16 protein-coding genes and 1 riboswitch are annotated in these 20611 nt (G+C 50.4%); of the genes, 2 read left to right on the top strand and 14 right to left on the bottom strand.

Translation table 11 applies throughout. The annotated features are described in order from the left end of the window. Positions 1–75: 75 nt before the first annotated feature. From porN to EPD17_RS06370, 7 genes are all read right to left on the bottom strand, one after another. On the bottom strand, positions 76–1122 hold the full coding sequence (gene porN / locus EPD17_RS06400) for a type IX secretion system ring subunit PorN/GldN (RefSeq protein WP_132052735.1): 1047 nt from the start codon (positions 1120–1122) through the stop codon (positions 76–78). 9 nt (positions 1123–1131) lie between these two features. Continuing rightward, positions 1132–2667, bottom strand: a complete 1536-nt coding sequence (porM, locus tag EPD17_RS06395; RefSeq protein ID WP_132052733.1) for a type IX secretion system motor protein PorM/GldM — start codon at positions 2665–2667, stop codon at positions 1132–1134. Between the two features lie 116 nt (positions 2668–2783). After that, positions 2784–3545: a type IX secretion system motor protein PorL/GldL gene (porL, locus tag EPD17_RS06390; RefSeq protein WP_132052731.1), complete on the bottom strand. Its 762-nt coding sequence runs from the start codon at positions 3543–3545 to the stop codon at positions 2784–2786. A 119-nt stretch (positions 3546–3664) separates the two neighbouring features. Then, positions 3665–4960 carry a T9SS ring complex lipoprotein PorK/GldK gene (porK, locus tag EPD17_RS06385; RefSeq protein ID WP_240040760.1) on the bottom strand — a complete coding sequence of 432 codons (1296 nt, stop codon included), beginning with the start codon at positions 4958–4960 and terminating at the stop codon, positions 3665–3667. Positions 4961–5428: 468 nt separating this feature from the next. Continuing rightward, positions 5429–6202 carry a uroporphyrinogen-III synthase gene (locus EPD17_RS06380; RefSeq protein ID WP_114236683.1) on the bottom strand — a complete coding sequence of 258 codons (774 nt, stop codon included), beginning with the start codon at positions 6200–6202 and terminating at the stop codon, positions 5429–5431. Positions 6203–6248: 46 nt separating this feature from the next. After that, on the bottom strand, positions 6249–7196 hold the full coding sequence (locus tag EPD17_RS06375; RefSeq protein ID WP_132052729.1) for a DUF4271 domain-containing protein: 948 nt from the start codon (positions 7194–7196) through the stop codon (positions 6249–6251). A gap of 101 nt (positions 7197–7297) precedes the next feature. After that, positions 7298–9067, bottom strand: coding sequence for a POTRA domain-containing protein (locus EPD17_RS06370; RefSeq protein ID WP_132052727.1), 1770 nt, complete (start codon positions 9065–9067; stop codon positions 7298–7300). Between the two features lie 136 nt (positions 9068–9203). Here EPD17_RS06370 and hemW point away from each other — a divergent pair, with 136 nt between their 5' ends. Continuing rightward, positions 9204–10328, top strand: a complete 1125-nt coding sequence (gene hemW, locus EPD17_RS06365) for a radical SAM family heme chaperone HemW (RefSeq protein ID WP_132052725.1) — start codon at positions 9204–9206, stop codon at positions 10326–10328. Positions 10329–10412: 84 nt separating this feature from the next. Continuing rightward, on the top strand, positions 10413–10811 hold the full coding sequence (uraH, locus tag EPD17_RS06360; RefSeq protein WP_132052723.1) for a hydroxyisourate hydrolase: 399 nt from the start codon (positions 10413–10415) through the stop codon (positions 10809–10811). A 96-nt stretch (positions 10812–10907) separates the two neighbouring features. Here the strand turns inward: uraH and EPD17_RS06355 are convergent, their stop codons facing one another. The 7 genes from EPD17_RS06355 to EPD17_RS06330 all read right to left on the bottom strand — a co-directional run bounded on the left by EPD17_RS06355 (position 10908) and on the right by EPD17_RS06330 (position 20059). Further along, positions 10908–11942: an NAD(P)H-dependent glycerol-3-phosphate dehydrogenase gene (locus EPD17_RS06355; RefSeq protein ID WP_132052721.1), complete on the bottom strand. Its 1035-nt coding sequence runs from the start codon at positions 11940–11942 to the stop codon at positions 10908–10910. 149 nt (positions 11943–12091) lie between these two features. Beyond that, positions 12092–13468 (bottom strand): efflux RND transporter periplasmic adaptor subunit, encoded by a 1377-nt coding sequence (locus tag EPD17_RS06350; protein WP_132052719.1) that lies wholly within the window; start codon positions 13466–13468, stop codon positions 12092–12094. Positions 13469–13696: 228 nt separating this feature from the next. Then, complete coding sequence (locus tag EPD17_RS06345; protein ID WP_165929545.1) at positions 13697–15085, bottom strand: TolC family protein; 1389 nt, start codon at positions 15083–15085, stop codon at positions 13697–13699. Then, positions 15048–15266, bottom strand: a complete 219-nt coding sequence (locus EPD17_RS19900; RefSeq protein WP_165929544.1) for a hypothetical protein — start codon at positions 15264–15266, stop codon at positions 15048–15050. The genes EPD17_RS06345 and EPD17_RS19900 overlap by 38 nt, the downstream gene beginning before the upstream one ends. A 1-nt stretch (position 15267) precedes the next feature. Next, positions 15268–16437 carry a trans-sulfuration enzyme family protein gene (locus EPD17_RS06340; protein WP_132052715.1) on the bottom strand — a complete coding sequence of 390 codons (1170 nt, stop codon included), beginning with the start codon at positions 16435–16437 and terminating at the stop codon, positions 15268–15270. Between the two features lie 49 nt (positions 16438–16486). Beyond that, on the bottom strand, positions 16487–17881 hold the full coding sequence (locus tag EPD17_RS06335; RefSeq protein ID WP_132052713.1) for an APC family permease: 1395 nt from the start codon (positions 17879–17881) through the stop codon (positions 16487–16489). A 69-nt stretch (positions 17882–17950) separates the two neighbouring features. Continuing rightward, positions 17951–20059, bottom strand: a complete 2109-nt coding sequence (locus EPD17_RS06330) for a PAS domain-containing protein (protein ID WP_132052711.1) — start codon at positions 20057–20059, stop codon at positions 17951–17953. A 306-nt stretch (positions 20060–20365) separates the two neighbouring features. Continuing rightward, positions 20366–20596, top strand: a riboswitch (cobalamin riboswitch). Positions 20597–20611: the final 15 nt, after the last annotated feature.

The following is a 20611-nucleotide window of genomic DNA, read 5'->3' as shown; positions in this document are numbered from 1 at the left end:
TACTTCACCTCAGTTTAAATAATAAAAAACCCGCAGTGTTCGCTGCGGGTTTTCGTTTTAAAAATTAATCCTTTATTAGTACGACCAGAGATCCTGCTCGTAGTTGAAGATGCGTTCTTTGATGTTCTCGCCTTCCAGCAGCGCCAGGATCGGGTCCTTAATTTGCTGGCGGATGGTGCGGTTGTTCGGGTTGTCCAACGTGCTCTTGATTACATAAGAAGAGAACATACGGGCCTCAAACAATTCCTCCCACGTCATGCGGTGCATACCCATGTTCTTGGGGTTGTACACATCGTTGTTGGCGAGGACGGGGCGCAGATCGGGGTAATACACCCAGAACATTACCGACGAACCACGCTCCTGTCCATTGGGCAGGTACAAGGTTTTCAGCGGCGCAATACCAATAATACGCACAAACATGCGGCTTGCTTCGCGGTCGAACACCCACTCTTCTTTCAGACGAAACTTCATTACTGAGTTGGGATCGAAAGAAGCTTGTGTTACGGTATACTTAACGATCTTATTTGGGTCGTTAATGTCACGAACGGGCACGGTATCGGCGGCGCCACCTGCAGTAAGGCTGCTGATGCTCATCGAATCGAGTGGAGTGGTAAAGCGATCATCATTAGGGCTAAAAGCTGTTACCTGGCCGCTGCGCACTGCACGGAGCAGGATCTCGATAAAGGTTTGGTTACCGTTATCATCCTGGCCCTGGTAGCGGAACGGCATGTTCATTTTTTCCCGCAGGTCAATTTCGCGCCATACTTTTTCTGCAAAAAGGGCATCGTCCCAGCGCAGGTGCTCGTACGGCAGCGGAGTGCGGTCGTTGAGCATGCTTTTATCATAAGCACCATCCTGGCGGAGCGAACGGGCTGCGCTATCGCTGTACACCGAACCTTTGTCTACTTCAATGGGAATGTTTCCATAAGGATTGTAGCCAGAAGGTGCAGCAGCATTGTTGTTCTGCTGGGTTTGTTGCTGGCCGGCATCACCCGTTTGGGTATTGCCTGTGGTGCCGGTAGTGTTGGCACGGCGGCGCGGGGTGCGCTGCGCCTGCACCTCAGCTACTGCAACAGTAACCAACAGGAGAAAAAGGCTGATTTTTATGAGTTGGCGTTTCATACGCTTCAATTATTTAATGTAATAAACCAATGAAGGCAACTTGCGGCTGCGGCCGTCGGGACCAGCTGCTCTCAGATCGATGGTAACGGTTTTACCGGGGGTCAAACCTCTTACAATGCGCTGTGCTTCTGTGTTCCAGGCGTTGCCCTGAACAGTAGCTTCCACAATATCACCGTCGTCTGTGTCGGCGGCAATGGTATACTGCGTTACGGTGTATTTCAGGTCAAAAGGAAAATCCTTAATGTAAGCTGCTACACCGGCCTGGGCTTTGAACGCACCAGCTGGTACATTGTCGCCCGAAGCATAACCGCCAACTGAACCGATCGGATCAGGAATGTTGCGTGTGCGGAAGGTAGATGCACCTACCACTTTGCCATCCACCGATACCGTAATGCGGCAGTCGTCGGTTTGACTGTTTACCTTGGCAATGTATTTACCGTTGCCTACACGTGTTAACGAACCACCGCCACCGGATATTGTGGCCTGTACTTTATCATCGCCGCCACCGGAGGCTGCAATGGTAATGGGGTTGTCTACGCCAATGTAGAGTACATTCATTTTATCCAGGGCAATAGAGGCGTTGGCCTGGCCAACAGTGTACTCAATTGCTTTGGTAATGGTTTTAGGATTGCCGTCCTGGTCTACATAACGAATGGTAACCGGGATGGAGTTGGTACCCATCGAGCTAACATTGGTTTTCCAAACCGCCATGCCTTCTTCGTTGATGGGCACAGTAGCACCGCCAATTTGAACGACAGGTTTTGCATCAGTGCTGAAGGCACCAATACCTGCATTGATCTGCAGTTCCTGGCCGGGCATGAGGTAGTTGGAGCTTTGACCAACGATGGCCGCGAACTGGTTAAAACGAACTTTTACCTGGCCCACCTGCTCGTGAAACAGGGAAACCACGCGGTTTTCAGAGGTTTTAACGTCGTTCTGGAATTTCGACAACATGGTGAGTGCCGCAACGGTAGGCACCATGTGGAAGTAAGTGCCTTCCCAGGTACGTACGCTGCTGTTACGTGATTCCGGAATGTTCAGGTCAATTTGCTTCAGGTAGTTGTTCACCTGTGTACCCAGCTCAGGCGCAATAGCAGCCATTTGCTTTTTGTATTGATCCAGGCGGGTGTACAGTTCCTTTCCTTTTCCTTCTTCTACCATGATGCGGGTAGCTACATCCTGGTTGTCTTCTTTAAAAGTAGAGTCACCGTTTTCAGCGGGGTTGAAGCCGGCACCTTTCAGGATGTCTTGCTTCAACTGATTGATATAATCGTTCAGACCTTTGGTGAGCTGAACGGCCTGAGCTGCTTTGGGCGCCCATTCGGCGGCTTTGGCAGCGCTTTCCGGTTCGCTTTTTTTCTCTTCAAACGAAGCCATGATGGTCTCCGTTGAGTTGTTGATGGTATTATTGGTCGACGTCAAGCTTCTGTCAACCGTTTTAAAGGCATTGAGGATTTCCGCCGATACGTTGAGGGCCAGCATGGCCGTCAGTACCAGGTACATCAGGTTAATCATCTTCTGCCTCGGCTCTGCAGGTAGTGCCATAATATTATAATGCTATTTGCTGGAAATTTATAAAGTGGTATTCAGGATTTTGGATCTTACAGTATATAAATATTAGCTATTCTCCTCTGTAAAATCAATGTGCAAACAAGCCCGTATTAACGACCTTGCATTGCGCTCAGCATGTTGCCATAAATGCTGTTGAGGCGTCCCAGGTTATTGGCCAACGAACCTACCTGCTCTTGTACTTTCTTAGCGTCTTCGGCAGAGCTCAGCATTGCATTGCTGGTTTCAGCCAGGCGACCGTAGAAAGAGTTGAGGGTTTTCAGGTGGTTGTTGCTTTCCTGAAGCTCCAGTTCATAAATGGTGTTGAGCGAAGACAGGTTTTTGGTCAGCACCTGAACCTGGTCGTGAAAAACTTTAGCACCTTCAGAAGCGCTGTTGAATGCACCTACCGAGTTGGCGGCACCTACATAAGCGTCTTTTACCTGGGCCAGTGCTGCGGTAACTTCACGGGTTTTGGTGGTGTAATCGCCGGTTGCAGAAACAACATCAGAAATGTTGCTCATGTTGCTTACGGTGGTGTTGAGTTTTTTAAAGTTTTCGCTCAGGCGGTTCAGGTTAGCTGGAGTGATGTCGGCATCAACCAGGGCTTTGTCCAGTGCGCCGGTGGCGTTGGGTACTGCAGGTGCGGCTTTCAGCGCAGGGCCGTGGCCGTCGCTAACTGCAGGATAGCGCAGGTACAGGATACCATAAACCAGGAACACGAGGGCTTCGGTGGTCAAACCAATCTTCAGCCAGATGTCCGCATCAGGTGCGTGCAGGATCTTGCGGAGGGCACCCCAGATTACGATCGCCGCAGCGACAGAAACGAAAACGTCAACAATTTTGCTCACTTTGGGAGGAATAGCAGCTGCCATAAATAACTGTGTTTTGAAACTTTGTTTGGATTTTTATAAAAAGGTAGGTACAGGCAAGAGGCAACCCCAGTTAAAAGGTTGTCTCTTGCTTATAAATAAGATGCTTGATAAGAATGTGATTAACGCTGTGCTTGGGCAGGAAGATCGATAACAGTGCGGAAGCCGATATACGACTTGGTAGAATCTTGGTACTCGTAGGTACGGCTGCCGGTCTGCAGGTAGTAACCTACGTCTTTCCAGCTACCGCCACGCAATACTTTACGCTTCATTTTCGGAGGATCGGAGTCTTTTGCATTCCAACGAACATCGGGGTTCATATCGTGCTGGAAAGTGTAACCGCCTTCGTAGTAAATAGAAGAAGTCCATTCTGCCACGTTGCCGCTCATGCAATACAGGCCAAAATCGTTGGGCCAATAAGCATCGGCACGTACTGTGTAAAAGCCACCATCCTCGGGGTAGTTGCCACGGCCGGGTTTGAAGTTGGCCAGCAAACAACCTTTTTTGTTGCGCAGGTAGTAGTTACCCCAGGGAAACATCGATTGCGAACGTCCGCCGCGGGCTGCATACTCCCACTGTGCTTCGGTTGGCAGGCGGAAGTCAGACTCCTGTGCCCGCTTTTTGCCTTCGAGCCACGCATTGAGGTAATGTGTACGCCATTCGCAGAACGCCGATGCCTGCTGCCAGTTAACACCTACCACCGGGTAGTTGCCAAATGCAGGGTGCGAAAAATAACGCTTGGTCATCGGTTCGTTGTACGAGTACGAGAAGTCACGCATCCAAACCAACGTGTCGGGGTAAATGCGTACGTCTTTTTTTACAATAAACTGAGAGCGGGGCTTGCCGGCGTTTTCACGCTTGGCAGCTTCTTTCAGGTCAAATGTTTCTGAATGATACACCATTTTAGAGGCATCGATCTCTTTTTTGCCCATGATGCGGTCTTCAGGCGAAAGGATCAGATCGGTAGAGCTCAGCTGCTCGATCGATTTTGGATCGTTCCACTTGAAGCTTTTCATCTTCTGCTGGTCCACATACTCAATGCCGTCAGCACCGGTTTTTACAAAACCCAGTTTTTTGGCAATGATCGAATCGCGAACCCACCACACAAACTGGCGGTATTCGTTGTTGGTGATTTCGGTGGCATCCATCCAGAAACCAGAAATCGAAACCGAACGGTTTCGTGCACTAAAAGCATAAGAAGGATCTTCATCGGAAGGGCCCATATGGAACGTTCCCTGAGGGATATACACCATGCCGGGAGGCTTGGGTAGAACGTAGCGGTTGCCGGGTGCAATCCCGTGCAGCTGCCCGTCGTTAGGCAGTGCGCCACCTCTGTCTTTTTTTCCTAATGCGCCACAACTTGCCAGGAACAACGCGGCAATGGCGGTGAGCGTGTAGTAATGGTTTTTCATTTTCATACTCAAGGGTATTGGGCAAATATAATCTTTTGAAGATACAAGGTTAGTATTATTTTTTCTCATTTCCTAAGTCCATTATGCAGGCACATTTTCAAAAACGGTACTTATTTTCAAATATTGCATGCAATTGTAAAATAAAAATAAGACGCTGCAAACCGCTGGCTTTGGCATTATAGACCATCGGTCAGGCAACGGTTTCATCGGCATGAAGGTATCCCCTTGTGGCACCGTCAGGCTTTTTACTTACCCCGATATTACAAACTGTTCTTTTATGTTGCTGCCCCGTTTGGGCAAGGTTTGCTAAAAACAATCTTGGCGCTCCTGTTTCGTGGAAAAACTGTTGAAAAAAGAAGCGTCGATTGGCAAAAAATACTAATTATAAATTTGCATTTCTGTGCCGGCGCTGCACAAAAAAGAACATCCCGCCCCGTGATGGGGCAGGATGCCAATATCTTACTTGCAAGCAGTTTATTTTTTACCGTTCGATGTAGCCAGGAACTGGTCCAGCGCAGCAACCATGGATGGAGCTTGTGGCTGGGGTGCTTTGATGCCCAGGGTCAGCCCCGATTCTTCCACCGCCTTGGAAGTGTTGTTGCCAAAGGCACCAATCACGGTTCCGTTTTGTTTAAAAGTAGGCAGGTTGTCGAACAAGCTGCGAACACCGCTGGGAGTAAAAAAGCAGATCACGTCGTACTCGTTTTCCGACAGGATCTCTTTTACATCCGAGCTTTTGGTGCGGTACATAAACGCCAGTGAAAAATCACAGCCATTCGATTTCAGCCAGCCGGTGATTTCACTGTCCTGCTGGTTCTCGGAACACACATACAAAAATTTCTCGGCGCCTTTGTGCTTGTTGATCACATCAAACAGGCTTTTGTTGCTGCCGTCGGCGCCGTAAAACACTTTACGCTTGCGGTACAGGATGAATTTTTGCAGGTACAACGCCACCGCCTCTGTAATGCAGAAGTATTTGGTTTCCTGCGACACGGTGACTTTCATTTCCTCGCACAGGCGGAAAAAATGATCAATTGCGTTGCGGCTGGTAAAAATCACACCCGTATGTGCCTGGATGTCGATCTTTTGTTTGCGGAACTCTTTTGCAGGAATACCCTCGAGTTGAATAAATGGATGAAAATCCAGTTCAACTTCATATTTCCTGCCCAGTTCAAAATAAGGCGACTTTTCGCTTTCTGGCCTGGGCTGTGTAATCAGGATTTTTTTCGCTCCTTTTCCACGTGCCATTTGATCCCCGTTTTTTGCCATATATGGTATGGAAGTTGGCGCAAAGTTAAGGTGTTTGTGCAAAAAACTGAACCATCAGTTTGTTAATCAGCAACAAAGGCACAATTTCCAGCGCCGCCAGGTATAACAAAAAGTGAAACAGGTTGATGCGGAGCAGCCGGTGCACCGAAACAAAGGACAGGTAATAGCGGTATAAAAACAACCCGCCCACCACCGCCAGGCAAATGGCAAGGAAGGTTTCGAACAGGTTGCCGCCGGTAAATGCCAGCCCAAGGATCAGGGGCAAAAGAAGTATGCCCATGATTTTGTTGGTGGTAAACACCACGAAAATATAAGTGTTGGTAGCCGCCGCGGCCCGCAGCAGCCAGCCAAACAATTTGAGCACAATAAATTTTACCAGGTAAATACCGGCCAGTGCCGCCAGGCAATACAGGAACAGTTGCCAGAACGGGATGGAAACGCCCAGCCGGAAATGCTGCAGCAGCAACGCCGACAACATTGCCCCAGATAAAAAGAACAAAACATTGAACAGCAGCGACGGCAGCGGCGCATTGGCTACTTGTTCCTTATTAAGTCGCTGCCGGATAGTGGTGCGGAAATAAGTGCGAAACAGGTCGGACAGGTAACGGGGAAACGCATTGCGCAGCACACCAAAAATCAGGATCAGCGCCACGATGCCATAAAAAAGCCCTTCTTTTCCCTGCCACTGTTTTACTTCCGAAATGCGGCGTTCGGCGCCGGTAAAACGCAGGTACGGGTGCTGGTTGTAGCGGCCGCTATGCACCTGTCGCATAAATGCCTGCAACTCGTTTTGCCGCACACTATCGCGGCGGCGCACCTGCTGCAGCGAATCCTGTACAAAAGCATTCCGCACAGAGTCGATCCGGGCTTGTGCAGCGGCTGCCCTGGCCAGGGCAGCCGAGTCGACGGGGCGGGGCGCAGGCACAACTGCGCTGTCAGTTCCCGCTTGCGTCCACCCGGCTAAACCGGCCATGCATATTAATATGGTAAAGAAAAATTTCACGGATCTGTTGAATCGGCGGCGAAGATACTGGTCAGGCCACTCAAAGTGGCCAGACCAGCACCGAACCGTGCCTAAAAATAATTGACAAACCCCAGGTGCACCTTCGACTGCCGCAGGTTCAGCTCAGTATCATTTCTTCGGCCCACTGCCCAGGCCAGGTTAAAAATGCCGGCACCCGTTTCCAGCGACAGCCCCAGGCCGGTGCCAATATATTTATAATTGACGCCCCCAGCCGCATTGTTGCGGCCCCATCCGCCATCTACAAAACCAAAAAAGTACGAATTAGGCCCAATGAGGTAGCGGTATTCGGCGGTACCCACCAGGTAGTGCGACAGGAACTCACTTTCTTCTGTAAAGCCCCGCAACAATTTGTAGCCGCCCACCTGGAACAGTTCGTTGAAATAATACGACCCACTTTGAAACATCCCGGCATTGACCCCGGTTTTCAGCACCGACTGCTTGCCCATAGGCGTATAACGGGCGGCCATGGCCGTCATCCGCAGTTGATAGGTGCTGAGTTTTACCGTATCATACAGCCGGGCATAGTTAAAACTGGTATCCTTAATTTCCAGCACCTGGCTGTTGCGCCGTACTTTTTTGGTACCGGCAGTTCCGGTTACTGAAAACTCCCAGCCGCGCCGAGGATTAAAGCGGTAGTCGGTAGTAGTTACGGTGTACGATACGCCAAGGTTATTGGAAGCCACATCGGCCAAAAGCGGCAGCCTTCTGGAAAATTTGATGGCGGCGGTATCAACCGTACTGAGAATGGTTTGCCTGCGTTGTAAAAAAATGGATGCCGTACGGTTGCCCCCCAAAGCATAAGTGCCGCCAAAATTAAAATTCAGGTTGAGCCAAGATGAGTCTTTGCGCAGCATTTCAAAATTAAACAGCAGGCCCACCGGCGATTGAAACAAGTAAGGGTGTTGGTACAACAACGTCAGCCGCGGCGACGACACCTGCAACTGCTGCCAATTCAGGCCAATGGTTTCACCGGCACCCAAGCTGTTGCGCAGCAGCACATTGGCCTCGCCGGTAAACTGCATTTTGGTACCGCCTTCTTTGCTATTGGGTAAAAAACCCACTAGCGCATTGAGCTGGCTGCTTTTGCGGGGCTGCAGGTGCAGGTTGATGATAGCGCCGGTGCCCTGCAGCGACACGGTGGCCGGTGCCGTTTCCTGCACATAAGCCAGCTCGCGGATGCGGGCCGAAATGGCCTCCAGTTTGCGCCGGTTATAAGCGCTGCCTTTTGGCATATCCAGGTAACGCTCCAGCACTTCGGGGCGCACCTGTGCGTTGCCCACAATCCGTAAGCTGTCAATGGTATAAGCCGGCCCGCGATCAATCAGCAGCTGCCCCGAAACGGTGCCTGCTTCCAGCATCATGCTATCTAGCTGCACTTTGCCAAACGGGTGTCCACGTTCTTCCAGGTAATCCAAAATACGTTGCTGCCAGCCGGCCCATTGTTCCCAATTGAGCGGCTTTTGCGCCAGCCCGCCCGAAGGCCAGCGCAGCGCATCGAGTAGCGCAGCATCCTGCGGCGCGGTGCGGATGGTTGCCCAATGGTATTGCTCGCCCAGGTACAGCGCCACTTCCGCAGCCAGCGAATCGAACCGAACAGAGTCTACCGAAGCGGCGAGATATCCCCGCGACTGCAGGTCCGTGGGTAGCTTTTGTAAATAAGTGGCGGCTTCGTATTGTACCGTAAATTTGCGTTGCAAAAAGGAGGGCAACGGTCCTCCGGCAGTATCGGCCCGCAAGTAACGCACCTCGTAACCCTGTGCTTTGGCAACAGCAACGACCAGGAAGGAACAAATCAGAAGGTATAAACGGAGGGATTGCAAGGCCGGTAAAATTATTAAAACAGTTTTTTGAACCACAAAGACACGAAGAAAGCGGGGTGTACAAAGATATTTTTCGGGACGCCTTTTAGCCGTTTGTTTTCGGGTTCAACAAACACATCAACTCCCATTAACGCATTTGGCCGGAATTTATTTGCATATACCTTTTTGCAGGCAGGCATGTGCCTATTGCAATTTTCATTTTACCACCTCGCTGCGGTACAAAACTCCAATGGTGGCGGCACTGGCAAAAGAAGCTGTCATCCAAAAGCCCTACCTGCAAGGCGAGTCGTTGGCAACCATTTATTTTGGCGGCGGCACGCCCAGCCTGCTCGAGGGTGACGAGATCCTTTTTTTGCTGCAAACCATCAGGGAGCAGTATACAGTTTTGCCAGATGCAGAAATTACGCTGGAAGCAAACCCCGATGATATTACTGCAGCAAAACTTGACGCTTGGAAGTCGGCGGGCATCAACCGCCTGAGCATGGGCGTGCAAAGTTTTAGGGAACCCGACCTGCGCTGGATGAACCGGGCACACAATGCGACCCAGGCATTGGACAGCATACGGATGGCGCAGGCTGCCGGTTTGTACAATATTTCCATCGACCTTATTTATGGTACGCCTGGCCTTGATGATGCTGCATGGAAAGCAAATGTAGACCAGGCGCTGACCCTCAACATTCCGCACCTCTCCTGCTATGCACTGACGGTGGAAGAAAAAACGCCGCTGCACAAACAAATTGAGCGCAAGCAAAAAGTGGACGTGGACAATGAGCAACAGGCCCACCAGTTCTTGCTGCTGATGCAATGGCTGAAAGCGGCCGGCTACGAGCATTACGAAGTGTCCAACTTTGCCTTGCCCGGTTGGCGCAGCCGCCACAATTCATCATACTGGCGTGGTGAAAAATACCTGGGCCTTGGCCCATCGGCGCATTCGTTCAACGGTACCAGCCGGCAGTGGAATGTGGCCAACAACAATGTTTACATACAATCATTGGAAGGGGGCACCGTGCCTTTTGAAATAGAAGTACTCACACCGGAGCAGCAGTTGAACGAACACCTGATGATTTCGCTACGGACGGCAGAGGGTCTTAACCTGGATGTGGTAGCCAGCCGCTGGGGCCAAAGTGCAGCCGAAAACATACAGCGACAAGTAACAAAGTTTGCACAACGAGGCCTGTTACAAATAACCGGATCGAACATTCAACTCACCGATGACGGCATGTTGCGGGCAGATGGCATTGCTGCGGAATTATTTGTGTAGCGGGCAAATGTTTTTGAAATCGTTAAATAGTTGGAGCAGCGATTAGTGCAGTCAACCATTTGGTGCGCCGAAGGTTGTACTGGCATGAAGCAATTATTTTTAGCCGTTTTGTTTTTTGTTGGGGCATACACAGCGCAGGCCCAGGAGTTCCAGTTATCCACCCATATCCTCGATGTATCGCTGGGGCAGCCCGCATCTGGCGTCACCATCAGGCTGGATAAATGGGATGCAGCAGGCAATCTCTGGAACAAAATCGCAGAAAAACAAACGGACGCTAACGGGCGGATCAAGGACCTGCTACCCGGCACCGGCAACACCGGCGTTTATAAACTTACATTTTACACGCAGCCATATTTTCAGTTGCGGAAAATGAATTCGTTTTACCCCTTTATTGAAGTAGCCTTTGAGATCAAAGACAAGGAGCATTACCACGTGCCTATTACCCTTTCGGCTTATGGTTACTCAACTTACAGGGGCAACTAAACAGTTGCCCCGCAACAAACATCAGTGACTGCACAAAGTCGGTTTTGTTTTAATGCAGACCTGCATTTCAAAAAACAACAGAGCATCCTACATTGATTAGGTCATCACCTTTTCAATTGCTGCAAAGCCTTTCCGCGGATGCACCCGTTCCCAAAGTATTTTATAAATGGTGCTGGCAATGGGCATATCGGCACCAATCTTTTTGTTGATGTTAAACATGCACTTGGCAGCATTGTATCCTTCGGCCACCATGTTCATTTCCAGTTGGGCGCTTTGCACCGTGTAGCCTTTGCCAATCATGTTGCCAAATGTGCGGTTGCGGCTATAGGGCGAATAACAGGTAACCAGCAGATCGCCGAGGTAAACCGAAGCGGCATAATTGAGGTCGCGTTGTTGCGTAACCGGGTTGGTGTGGTGTTCGCCCACCACAATATGTTGGGCGCCTACGTTGCGCAGGAACGAAGCCATTTCATCGGCGCTGTTGGCAATATATACGCTTAAAAAATTATCGCCATATTCCAGTCCATGCGCAATACCTGCACCCAATGCATAAATATTTTTCAGCACCGCGGCGTATTGCACGCCCAGCACATCATCGTTGACGATGGTATTGATATAAGGCGTGGTAAACGCAGCAGCAATGGCCTCGGTTTGCTCCCGGTCCACACCGGAAAAAGTGAGGTAGGATAACTTCTCGGAAGCCACTTCCTCGGCGTGGCAAGGGCCGAGCAGTGTAAAATAATCGTTGATCGGGAAATTAAATTGCTGGTGCAGGTAATCGTTCAGCAACAGGTCGGGGCCAGGCACCAGGCCTTTGATGGCCGATAATATTTTTTTACCGCGCAACTGCTCGGGGCGCAGTTCATTCAGCACTTCCTGTATGTAAGCCGAAGGCACCACCAGCACAATCACATCAGAGGCTTCGATCACATCGTGCACATTTTCGTTCATGCGCAACAGTGATACGTCAAAATACGCCGAAGCAAGATAGTTTGGGTTGTGGTGCCGCGACCGGATGTATTCAATGGCTTCTCCACTGCGCACCCACCAGTTAACCGTGCGGCCACCATCCGTCAACATTTTCACCAATGCCGTTGCCCAACTTCCACTGCCGATGATTCCAAAGTTCATGTACACTCCTTTTGTATTAAGGCTGCGGCAAAATTAGCCTTTTTGTTTACACAGCTAATCCGGCACCAATTGCAGTGCTATGACCGATATATGGTAAAAAAATAAAGCATCCTGCGGTGCAGGATGCTTTATCAATAGTGAGGTTTGCTTTATTTACTATCAAACAACTTTTCCTTTTCTACCACCTTCACTTTGCCACCGGGCTTTAGTGTTTTGGAAATAGCATTGTACGGACCCGAAACCACCTGCTCGCCTGATTTTAAACCGGTGAGCACTTCGATGTAATTGATGTCCTGTATACCGGTGGTGACTACCCGCTTTTCTACAGTGTTATCGGGTTTTAGCACAAAAACCACTTCCTCCAGGTCGTCGGTGCCTACCGCTGCTTCGTCCTGGTCGACAGTTTCATCGGCGCCCTGCATTTTCTTTTGCTCTTTTTTCTTATCGTCGATGGTCTCATCGCTGCCTTTTACACGGGCCGCAACCGAAGTGATGGGCACGGCCACTACACCAGCACGGGTACGGGTTTTAATATCGGCACTGGCGTTCATGCCCGGGCGAAACGGAAATTTCTTTGGCTTTGCCGGATCGATCAGGTCGCTGTACGAAGTTGGGTCGAGGCGGATGTACACTTCAAAATTGGTAACATCGTTGGTACCCGCAGACTGTGCGCCAGCGCTTTTGGTGCTGCTGGCAATTTGGGTAACAATGCCTTTGAACTTGCGGTTGTTGTATGCATCCACTTCCACATCGGCCGAGTCGCCGATGCTGACTTTTACAATGTCGTTCTCACCCACATCTACCCGCACTTCCATCGAGCCCATATCAGCCACCCGCATCATTTCGGTTCCGGCCATCTGTGCCGTACCCACTACCCGTTCGCCTTCTTTTACATTCAGCAAACTCACCACACCATCCATAGGCGCTACAATGGTAGTGCGGCCCAGGTTTTTGTTGGCCGCCACCAGCCCTGTTTGTGCGCTTTGCACACCTGCCGACAGCGAACGAATGTTTTGAATGGCCGCATTATACTGTGCCTGCGATGTGCGGTATTTTGTTTCGGCCTGCTCAAACTCGGAGCGGGACAGCACTTTATCATCAAACAACTGCTTGCTGCGGTTATATTGTTGTTTGTCCAAGTCCGCCTGTGCTTTCAGTGCATCCAACGCTGCCTGGTTGTTGGCAACGGTGGCCTGGCTTTGTGCTACCCGCGCTGCAGCTTCATCGCGCTGCGACGAATAGATGTCGGCATAAATGCGGGCCAGCACCTGTCCGCGGCGAACGCTGTCGCCTTCCTGCACATTCAGTTCGGTGATTTCGCCTGATACGTCCGGCGAAATTTTCACCTCCACCACCGGGTACACTTTACCGCTGGCATTTACGGATTCAACAATGGTGCGGGTGCTAACGGCTTCGGCGGTAACCTTGGTGCCGGTATCATCGTTGCCGGCAATAAGCTTGTAGCCAACGAGCAGCACAATGACTACACCGAGGCCGATTAAAATCCATTTTACAGTTTTGTTCATAAGCGTAGTAGCTATTTCGTGAAACGTGAATCGTCAATTGTGAATGTGCAATGGTGAATGGTTAATGGTGAATGGTGAATGAGATAATTATTGATTATTTATTATTGAATTATTCTGATGCATGTACTAATTGCTAAAGCAACGCAACCCAATAATCAATAATCCAATAATTCAATAATTACTATTAACTCCCAACCGTCAACTACCAACTACCATCCCCTCCCCTCCCTACAACTTCAACCCCTCGCCCTTGTAAAACTCCAGCAATTTGATCCGGAACACATACTCGTATTGGGCAGAAGCAGCATCGAGGCGGCGGCGAAATAAGTTGTTCTGATTGGTGAGCAGCTCAATGGTTTGCAGCAAGCCCACATCAAATCTTTTTTGCGAAAAAGAAAAAGCCTTTTCCGCAGCTTCCACGGCTTTCTGCGCCGAGCGGTAGCGTTGCATGGCATTGAGTGCATCATTGTGTGCCCGGTAAATATCCTGCTGCAGCACCAGGTTGTCGCTCTCCAGTTGCAGCCTGATGCCTTCTGCATCGAGCTTCGAACGTTCCCACTGCGTACGCAACTGCCGGTTGCCGGCAAGCGGCACACTCAGGCTCACACCCACCGCCTGGCTCAGGTTTACATCAAACAACTGGCGTACAAACGGCGTATTGGGCAACGATACATTGAACGACGGCCGCACGGCAGGCAACGTAATGCCCGGTGTAACTTCTACAAAACCCAACGTATCCAATTTATTGGATGGCGTTACCACTGCATTTTGCTGATCGGGGAACAGGCTGGAATACCGAGAACCCACGTTTCCGAATAAGGACAGCGTCGGGTACATGGCGCCACGGGCCGCCTTGATTGTTTTTTGCGCAGCCTGGAACCGCAGTTGGTTGGCCCGCTGCTGCGGCAGGTTTTGCAATGCTTTTTGATACACTACCTGCGGCTGCAGATTGCCCAGTTCTTCCACAGGAATTGCCGAAACATCAGGCGTTTCAATATCAAACGGCGTGGCCATATCCAGGTTCAGCAGGGCTTTGAGCTGGATAACATTTGCCTGGTAAGTAGATACGCTGGTAATGTGGTTGGCGCTGTCGGCCGCCAGTTGCGCTTCCAGTTCGGCAGCATTCAGTTCGGGCAGGCTACCGGCCGACACTTGCTTGCGGATATTTTCCAGTTGTGCCGTGGTTTGCGCAATCTGCACTTTGGCAATCTCTGTTTGTTCATAAGCCAGCAGCGCCTGCAGGTAAGCCACGGCTACATTCAGCGCCACATCGTTGCGGGCACGCTCCACGGCGGCCTTCGACGCTTCGTAGCTCAGGCGGCTAGCCTCGGCGTTGTGGCGGGCCGAAAACCAGTTGAACAGGTTCATGCCGCCCTGCAACTGAAAGCCGGAAAAAAAGATGCGCTGGTTATCGAATGTGTTGGTGGCGGGGTTGATGGATCGGCCAAAATTGTAGCCTGCATTGGAACTCAGGTTTACATTGGGATGCTGTGCCGCCCGGGCCAGGCCCAACTGCAGGTTGGCGATACGTGCCTGCACATCGGATTGCTTGATGGAAATATTGTTGGCAATGGCATAGTCAACGCAGCGCTGCAGGTCCCATTTTTCCTGGGCCACCCCACAAATGCTGCAACACAGTAATAAGCAGAAAAGCAGAGGCATTTTCATACAGGTAAATGTAAGGCAGTTTAGGATTTACGATTGCAGATTTTGGATTTACGATGGAACAGCCCACCAAATCACCACTGGAGTTTTGCTTTGCTCCACCAAATCGTAAATCCAAAATCGTCAATCCCAAATCACTTCACTTTGCCCAATGCCTGCTCCAAATCTTCAATCAAATACTCTGGTTCTTCCAGGCCCACATACATCCTGATCCATTGATGCTCGGGGTTGTTGCGGTCAAATGCGCCTTCCTGCAGGCCTGCGCATTTTGGCAGGATCAGCGACTCGTGGCCGCCCCAACTAACGGCCATCAGGAACCGCTGCAGGCTTTCGCAAAAGCGAACGATCTGGTCTTCGGTTGCGTCATTTAACCAAAACGTAATGAGCCCGCCGGCGGCACTCATCTGCTTTTTTGCCAGCTCATGCTGCGGAAAACTTTCATCGAGTGGAAACAACAATCCACCAACAGCAGGATGCGCTTTTAAAAAGTGCAATACTTTTTGCGTAGAGCGGTTGATGCGTTCAATGCGGGTGGGCAGCGTACGCAGGCCGCGCAACAGCAACCATGCATTAAACGGCTGTATGCCGCTGCCAATATTGAGGTACTCGCTGTCGAATATTTTTTTAATGATGGCTGCCGAGCCGGTGAGCACACCACCCAGCGTATCGCTGTGGCCGCCAATGTACTTGGTGGCCGTTTGCATGCACAGGTCGATGCCCAGCTCAATAGGGCGCTGGTGCAGGGGCGTGCAGTAGCTGTTATCAATAAGCGTAATTATTCCGTTGGCCTTTGCCAGCGCCGCCACTTCGGCCAGCGGCTGAATGGCGTAGTTCCAGGAGTTGGGCGACTCGAGGTAAATAAAAGAAGTATTGGGTTGCAGCGCCGCTTCAAAATCTTCAATACTGGTGCCGGCAACATAAGTAGTGGTTACGCCGAAACGCGGCAGCACCACGTCAAACATTTTCTGTGCCCATGAGTAAGGCTTTTCTACCGAAATAATGTGGCTGCCCGCTTGTACAAAAGGCAGTACACCGGCAAAAATGGCGGCCGCACCGCTGTTGAGCACCAAACAATCTTCCGCACCATCCAGCGCCGCCAATTTTTTACGCAAAATATCCACCGTGGGATTGATGCCGCGGCTGTAGATATAGTCCGACATTTCATCGGCAAAAACACCGCGCATTTCGGCTACGGTTTTAAACGCGAAGTTGGACGTTTGCACAATGGGCGGCGCCACGGCGCCAAAATACTGTTCGCGGTCTTCGGCCAGGTGTGTGAGGATGTAGGAAATATCAGGAGCCATGCGATTTCGGATTTGCGATTGCGGATTGATGATTTGTGTTGGCTACAATTTAGCTATTGTCTTTGGGCCGTGTGTTGAACTGGCGCAGCAAAAAATACAGGAGCAGAAACACGGCTAATACCGCCAGGCCTACCAGCGCTGCGTAGTTGTTGTTTTTGTAATCAAACGCAATGCTGAGGGCTACAAACATGTACGCTGCAATAAAGATCAAGGGCAGCAGCGGGTATAAATTCATTTTATAAATGCCGGTGCCATCGAGGTGCTTGGTGCGTTTGCGAATGACAAAAATACTACCCGCAGAAAGCGCCATACCAAAAGAATCGAGGAAAATGGTAAAGCTCAAAATGCGATCAAACTCCTGCGCCCAAAAAACGATCAATGCAGCCATTACGGAAAAAGTGGTCAGCCCAATTGTAAGTGCGCCCTGGTTGTTTGTTTTTTTAAAAGCGGCAGGTAAAATTTTATCATCGCTCATGGCATACATTACCCGCGGGTTGCTCATGAGCACTGCGTTGATATAAGCCAGCACACTCAGGAAGAGTAGCACCGACAAGATGCGTTCGGCATGCACACCAAATATTTTCGAAGCCATGATGGCTGCAATGTTTTTACTCGTCTTCAACTCTTCAAACCCGATCACATTTACATAAGCATAGTTAATGAGCAGGTACAGCGAAATAATGACCAGCAAACCCAGTATGATGCCCCGCGGAATATTGCGGCCAGGGTTTTTAATTTCCTCACCAAAATTGATCGTTTGCTGGTAGCCGCCATACGTAAAACTTACTGCCACCAAGCCAATACCAAACGCCTTGATGTATTCCGTCATGGCGGTTGATGCGCCACTCAGTATTTGTGGTGTGGCAGCAGCGGTTTCATTGGTGGCAAAAAACAGTGGCGTAATGAGTAAGAGCACCATCGCAATTTTGATCACCATCAGAATGGTTTGCGTTTTGGCACTCATTTTCAGGCCCAGCATATTTACGCCGTAAAAAATAGCAATGGCCACCAGCGCAATGGAAATGTGCACCGTTCGCACAAAATCGGCATTGGCCGCTACCTGCATATAAGCCGCATCTTTCGATGCCGGCAGCAGCACCGAAGCAATATACTCGCTGCCCACCAGCGCTACCGCCGCCATGGATGCCGAATTGCTCACCAGGATAATACAGTTGATGGCAAAGGCTATGGAAGGATGGTATGCGTATGCAAATACTTTATAATAACCACCAGTTACGGGCATGCGGGAGCCGATCTCGGCATAGGTAAGGGCGCCGCACATGGCCACCAATCCGCCCGCTATCCAGCAGAGGTAAAAAATAAAAGGAGTAGGTGCAGCTGCAGCCACGTTCACCGGGGCACGGAAAATACCCATGCCAATCACAAACGAAATCACAATCATCGTCAGGTCGAGCAGACCCAACTGCGGACGTTTCACACTCATGGCCGCGAAAGTAGGAAGAGTTTGTAGTATGCAGCCAAAGTAGGGTAATGGCGGCGCACCGGGCCAGCGCTAATAAACCGACGCCGACAACTGCGCCACCGGGAACGAAACCTGCAACACACAGCCGCCGCCCAACACCGAGTTGATGTCGAGTGTACCGCCGTGCAAAAAAGCACGGGTTTGCATATTGGTAAGGCCCACGCCTTTTGTGCGCCGCGACGTATCGAACCCAACGCCATTATCCTGTATGGTGAGGATCAATTGCGCATCGTTTTGTTCCAGGCGCACCAGCACCCAATCGGCCTGCGCATGTTTGATGATGTTATTAAGTTGTTCCTGTACAATGCGGTACAAATTGAGTTTGAGCTTAAACGGCATGGCCGCTTCGTCCACATCGGCCAGTTCTTTTTGCACGGCAAACAAACCGGATTTTTCCGAAGCATCGAGCAGGTGACTGATGGCTTCCACCAGGGTTTCGCCGCCCCACGATGGCGGTATCAGCGAGTGGCTCAGTCGCCGCACTTCGTTGATGGCATGGGTGATCATACCTTCCGATTTTTTAAAAAATGGCTCGCTGTTTTCCTTTTCAGTGCGGGCCAGGTTGAGGTACAATGTAGCACTGGTGAGCAACTGGTTTACATTGTCGTGCAACTCGGCGCCAATATTCCGGCGTTCGTTTTCCTGCGCAATAATCACCGCATCGGCAATTTCGCGGCGTTTGGCCAGTTGCTCTTCCTGCAGCTTGATTTCTGCTTTTTTGCGCAGCGTTACATCCTGCGAGGCGCCAATCAGCCGCACGGGTTTGCCTTCCTCGTTTTGAAAAACATAACCCCGGACAAACAAGTAAACAATGTCACCGCTTTTCCTTACCACCCGCAACTCCTGCGTAAACGAATCGGTGATGGTTCCGTTGAAAATTTTGGTGTTCAAATCCAATGCCTTTTGGTAATCATCTGGATGTATCCTTTCCACCCATTGCTTTGCCGAACCTTCGCCAGCCGGCAGTTCTTCATCAAAGATCTTGTGCCAACCTTCGCGGTTCCAGTAAATTTTTCCGGTCACTAGGTTCCAGTCCCACACCATATCATTGGTGGTTTTGCTCACCAGGTCGTAGCGGTCGTTGCTTACTTTCAGGTCGTGCATCATTTGCATGTGCGCCGTAATATCGTTGCCCACAATCAGCACACCCTGCACTTTGTTGTTGGTAACAATCGGCTCGGCATACAGCTGCACTTCTATGCGGGTGCCGTCGTGGGTCTTCATGGCGGCAGTATAGCTTTTTGTAAAACTGCCCGCCAGCGCCGGATCAAACACCTGCGCAACGAAATCGTAATAATGATCGCCGGCACAAAAAATATCAGCTGCATCGTTGGGACGGGCCGAGTGCTCTTCCCAATTGAACAAGCTTTGTGCATGGGCGTTCATGTAGAGCACTTTTTTGTTGGGTGCTACCACCAGTACAATGTTTTTCAGGTTTTCCAGCACCGACTCTACCGCTACGTATTCCGAAATATCGAACAGCCGGTATTTTTTCAAGGAAATAATGGTGGCCACCGAAAACAGCGTGAGGAAAATGGAAGTAACCGGTAGCTCATCGCGGTTTAGCACCAACGGGTAAGCTACCTGGCCCAACACGCCAAACATTACCGGGATGAAAATGCCCATAGCAATAAGGAATGCAGGCACCCGGCGCACTTTATCGTTGCGCATTTTATAGGCATGCACCAGCAACACCGCAATGCTGGATAGGGTAATAACGAGAATGGCCAGCCTCAGTATGCCGTCGATCTTGGTGGTACCCGGCGCCGTTACCCAACCCCAGTCGTTGTTGTATTTAAAATTGACGTTGTAGCTGGAAATATAAAACCGCTCCAGGATCAGAAACGGCGTATAGTTGAGCACGGGGAAATACCATTTTTTTACAATGGGCAACCCGCTGTAGCTGCAGGCAAAATGAAACCCCAACGGGCCGGCACTGATCCAGCCGATGCAAAACAGGTGGTCGATCAAATTGGCCTGTGCTACGGTATTGATGGTGCGAAACAATACATCCTGGATTTGCCACAGACTGATGGCAATGAGGAAATATCCGAATATGTTGATGGTTTTATTCCGGGGCAGCGCAAAAAACACGTAGCATGCAATGCCAATATTGAACAAGGCAGGAATCAGGTTCAAAAAAAGAACCCATATATTATCGATGACCAAGATACCGGATTATAAAGTTGCTAAAGATGCGGCAGAGTTTACGCCATTCCTTTTTGTACAGGCGCAAACGCCAACGCATGGCAAAAGTACCATAAGCTTTTTATCAAATACAAGCTGCGGGCTGGCCCGGGGCCGTTTTGCATCCTATTCTTTTCCATTTTAAGAGAAAGACCTTACCCCTATTTAATACAACTGGTTGGGCAGGGATAAGAACCACCTTTAATGCACCACCGACGGCCGCTGTCAAAAACAACCTGCCCCTATTTGTTTCACCCTTACATTTGCCGGGTAAATGGTTTTGGTGCCTGCCCCGCAGGCCCCGAATTAAAAGGGAAGTCCGGTGCAAATCCGGCGCTATCCCCGTAGCTGTAAGGTTCCCCTGCCCCTCAAAGGCAGGTACAAATCACCAGATCCTCCATGCCACTGCATTGGGCCCACAGGCCCGGCGCGGGAAGGCCGACCTGGTGCGGACCGAGCCAGAAGACCTGCCATTGCAATTTTCATCATTTATGCTTTCGGGAC

This window comes from Pseudocnuella soli (assembly GCF_004347775.1).
GTDB lineage: Bacteria > Bacteroidota > Bacteroidia > Chitinophagales > Chitinophagaceae > Flavisolibacter > Flavisolibacter aquaticus.
This window is presented reverse-complemented; position numbering and strand designations above follow the sequence as displayed.

Coding starts and splice junctions, on each gene's coding strand:
- porN (WP_132052735.1), bottom strand. CDS start 1,122: ATGAAACGCCAACTCATAAAAATCAGCCTTTTTCTCCTGTTGGTTACT.
- porM (WP_132052733.1), bottom strand. CDS start 2,667: ATGGCACTACCTGCAGAGCCGAGGCAGAAGATGATTAACCTGATGTAC.
- porL (WP_132052731.1), bottom strand. CDS start 3,545: ATGGCAGCTGCTATTCCTCCCAAAGTGAGCAAAATTGTTGACGTTTTC.
- porK (WP_240040760.1), bottom strand. CDS start 4,960: ATGAAAATGAAAAACCATTACTACACGCTCACCGCCATTGCCGCGTTG.
- EPD17_RS06380 (WP_114236683.1), bottom strand. CDS start 6,202: ATGGCACGTGGAAAAGGAGCGAAAAAAATCCTGATTACACAGCCCAGG.
- EPD17_RS06375 (WP_132052729.1), bottom strand. CDS start 7,196: ATGGCCGGTTTAGCCGGGTGGACGCAAGCGGGAACTGACAGCGCAGTT.
- uraH (WP_132052723.1), top strand. CDS start 10,413: ATGAAGCAATTATTTTTAGCCGTTTTGTTTTTTGTTGGGGCATACACA.
- EPD17_RS06355 (WP_132052721.1), bottom strand. CDS start 11,942: ATGAACTTTGGAATCATCGGCAGTGGAAGTTGGGCAACGGCATTGGTG.
- EPD17_RS06350 (WP_132052719.1), bottom strand. CDS start 13,468: ATGAACAAAACTGTAAAATGGATTTTAATCGGCCTCGGTGTAGTCATT.
- EPD17_RS06340 (WP_132052715.1), bottom strand. CDS start 16,437: ATGGCTCCTGATATTTCCTACATCCTCACACACCTGGCCGAAGACCGC.
- EPD17_RS06335 (WP_132052713.1), bottom strand. CDS start 17,881: ATGAGTGTGAAACGTCCGCAGTTGGGTCTGCTCGACCTGACGATGATT.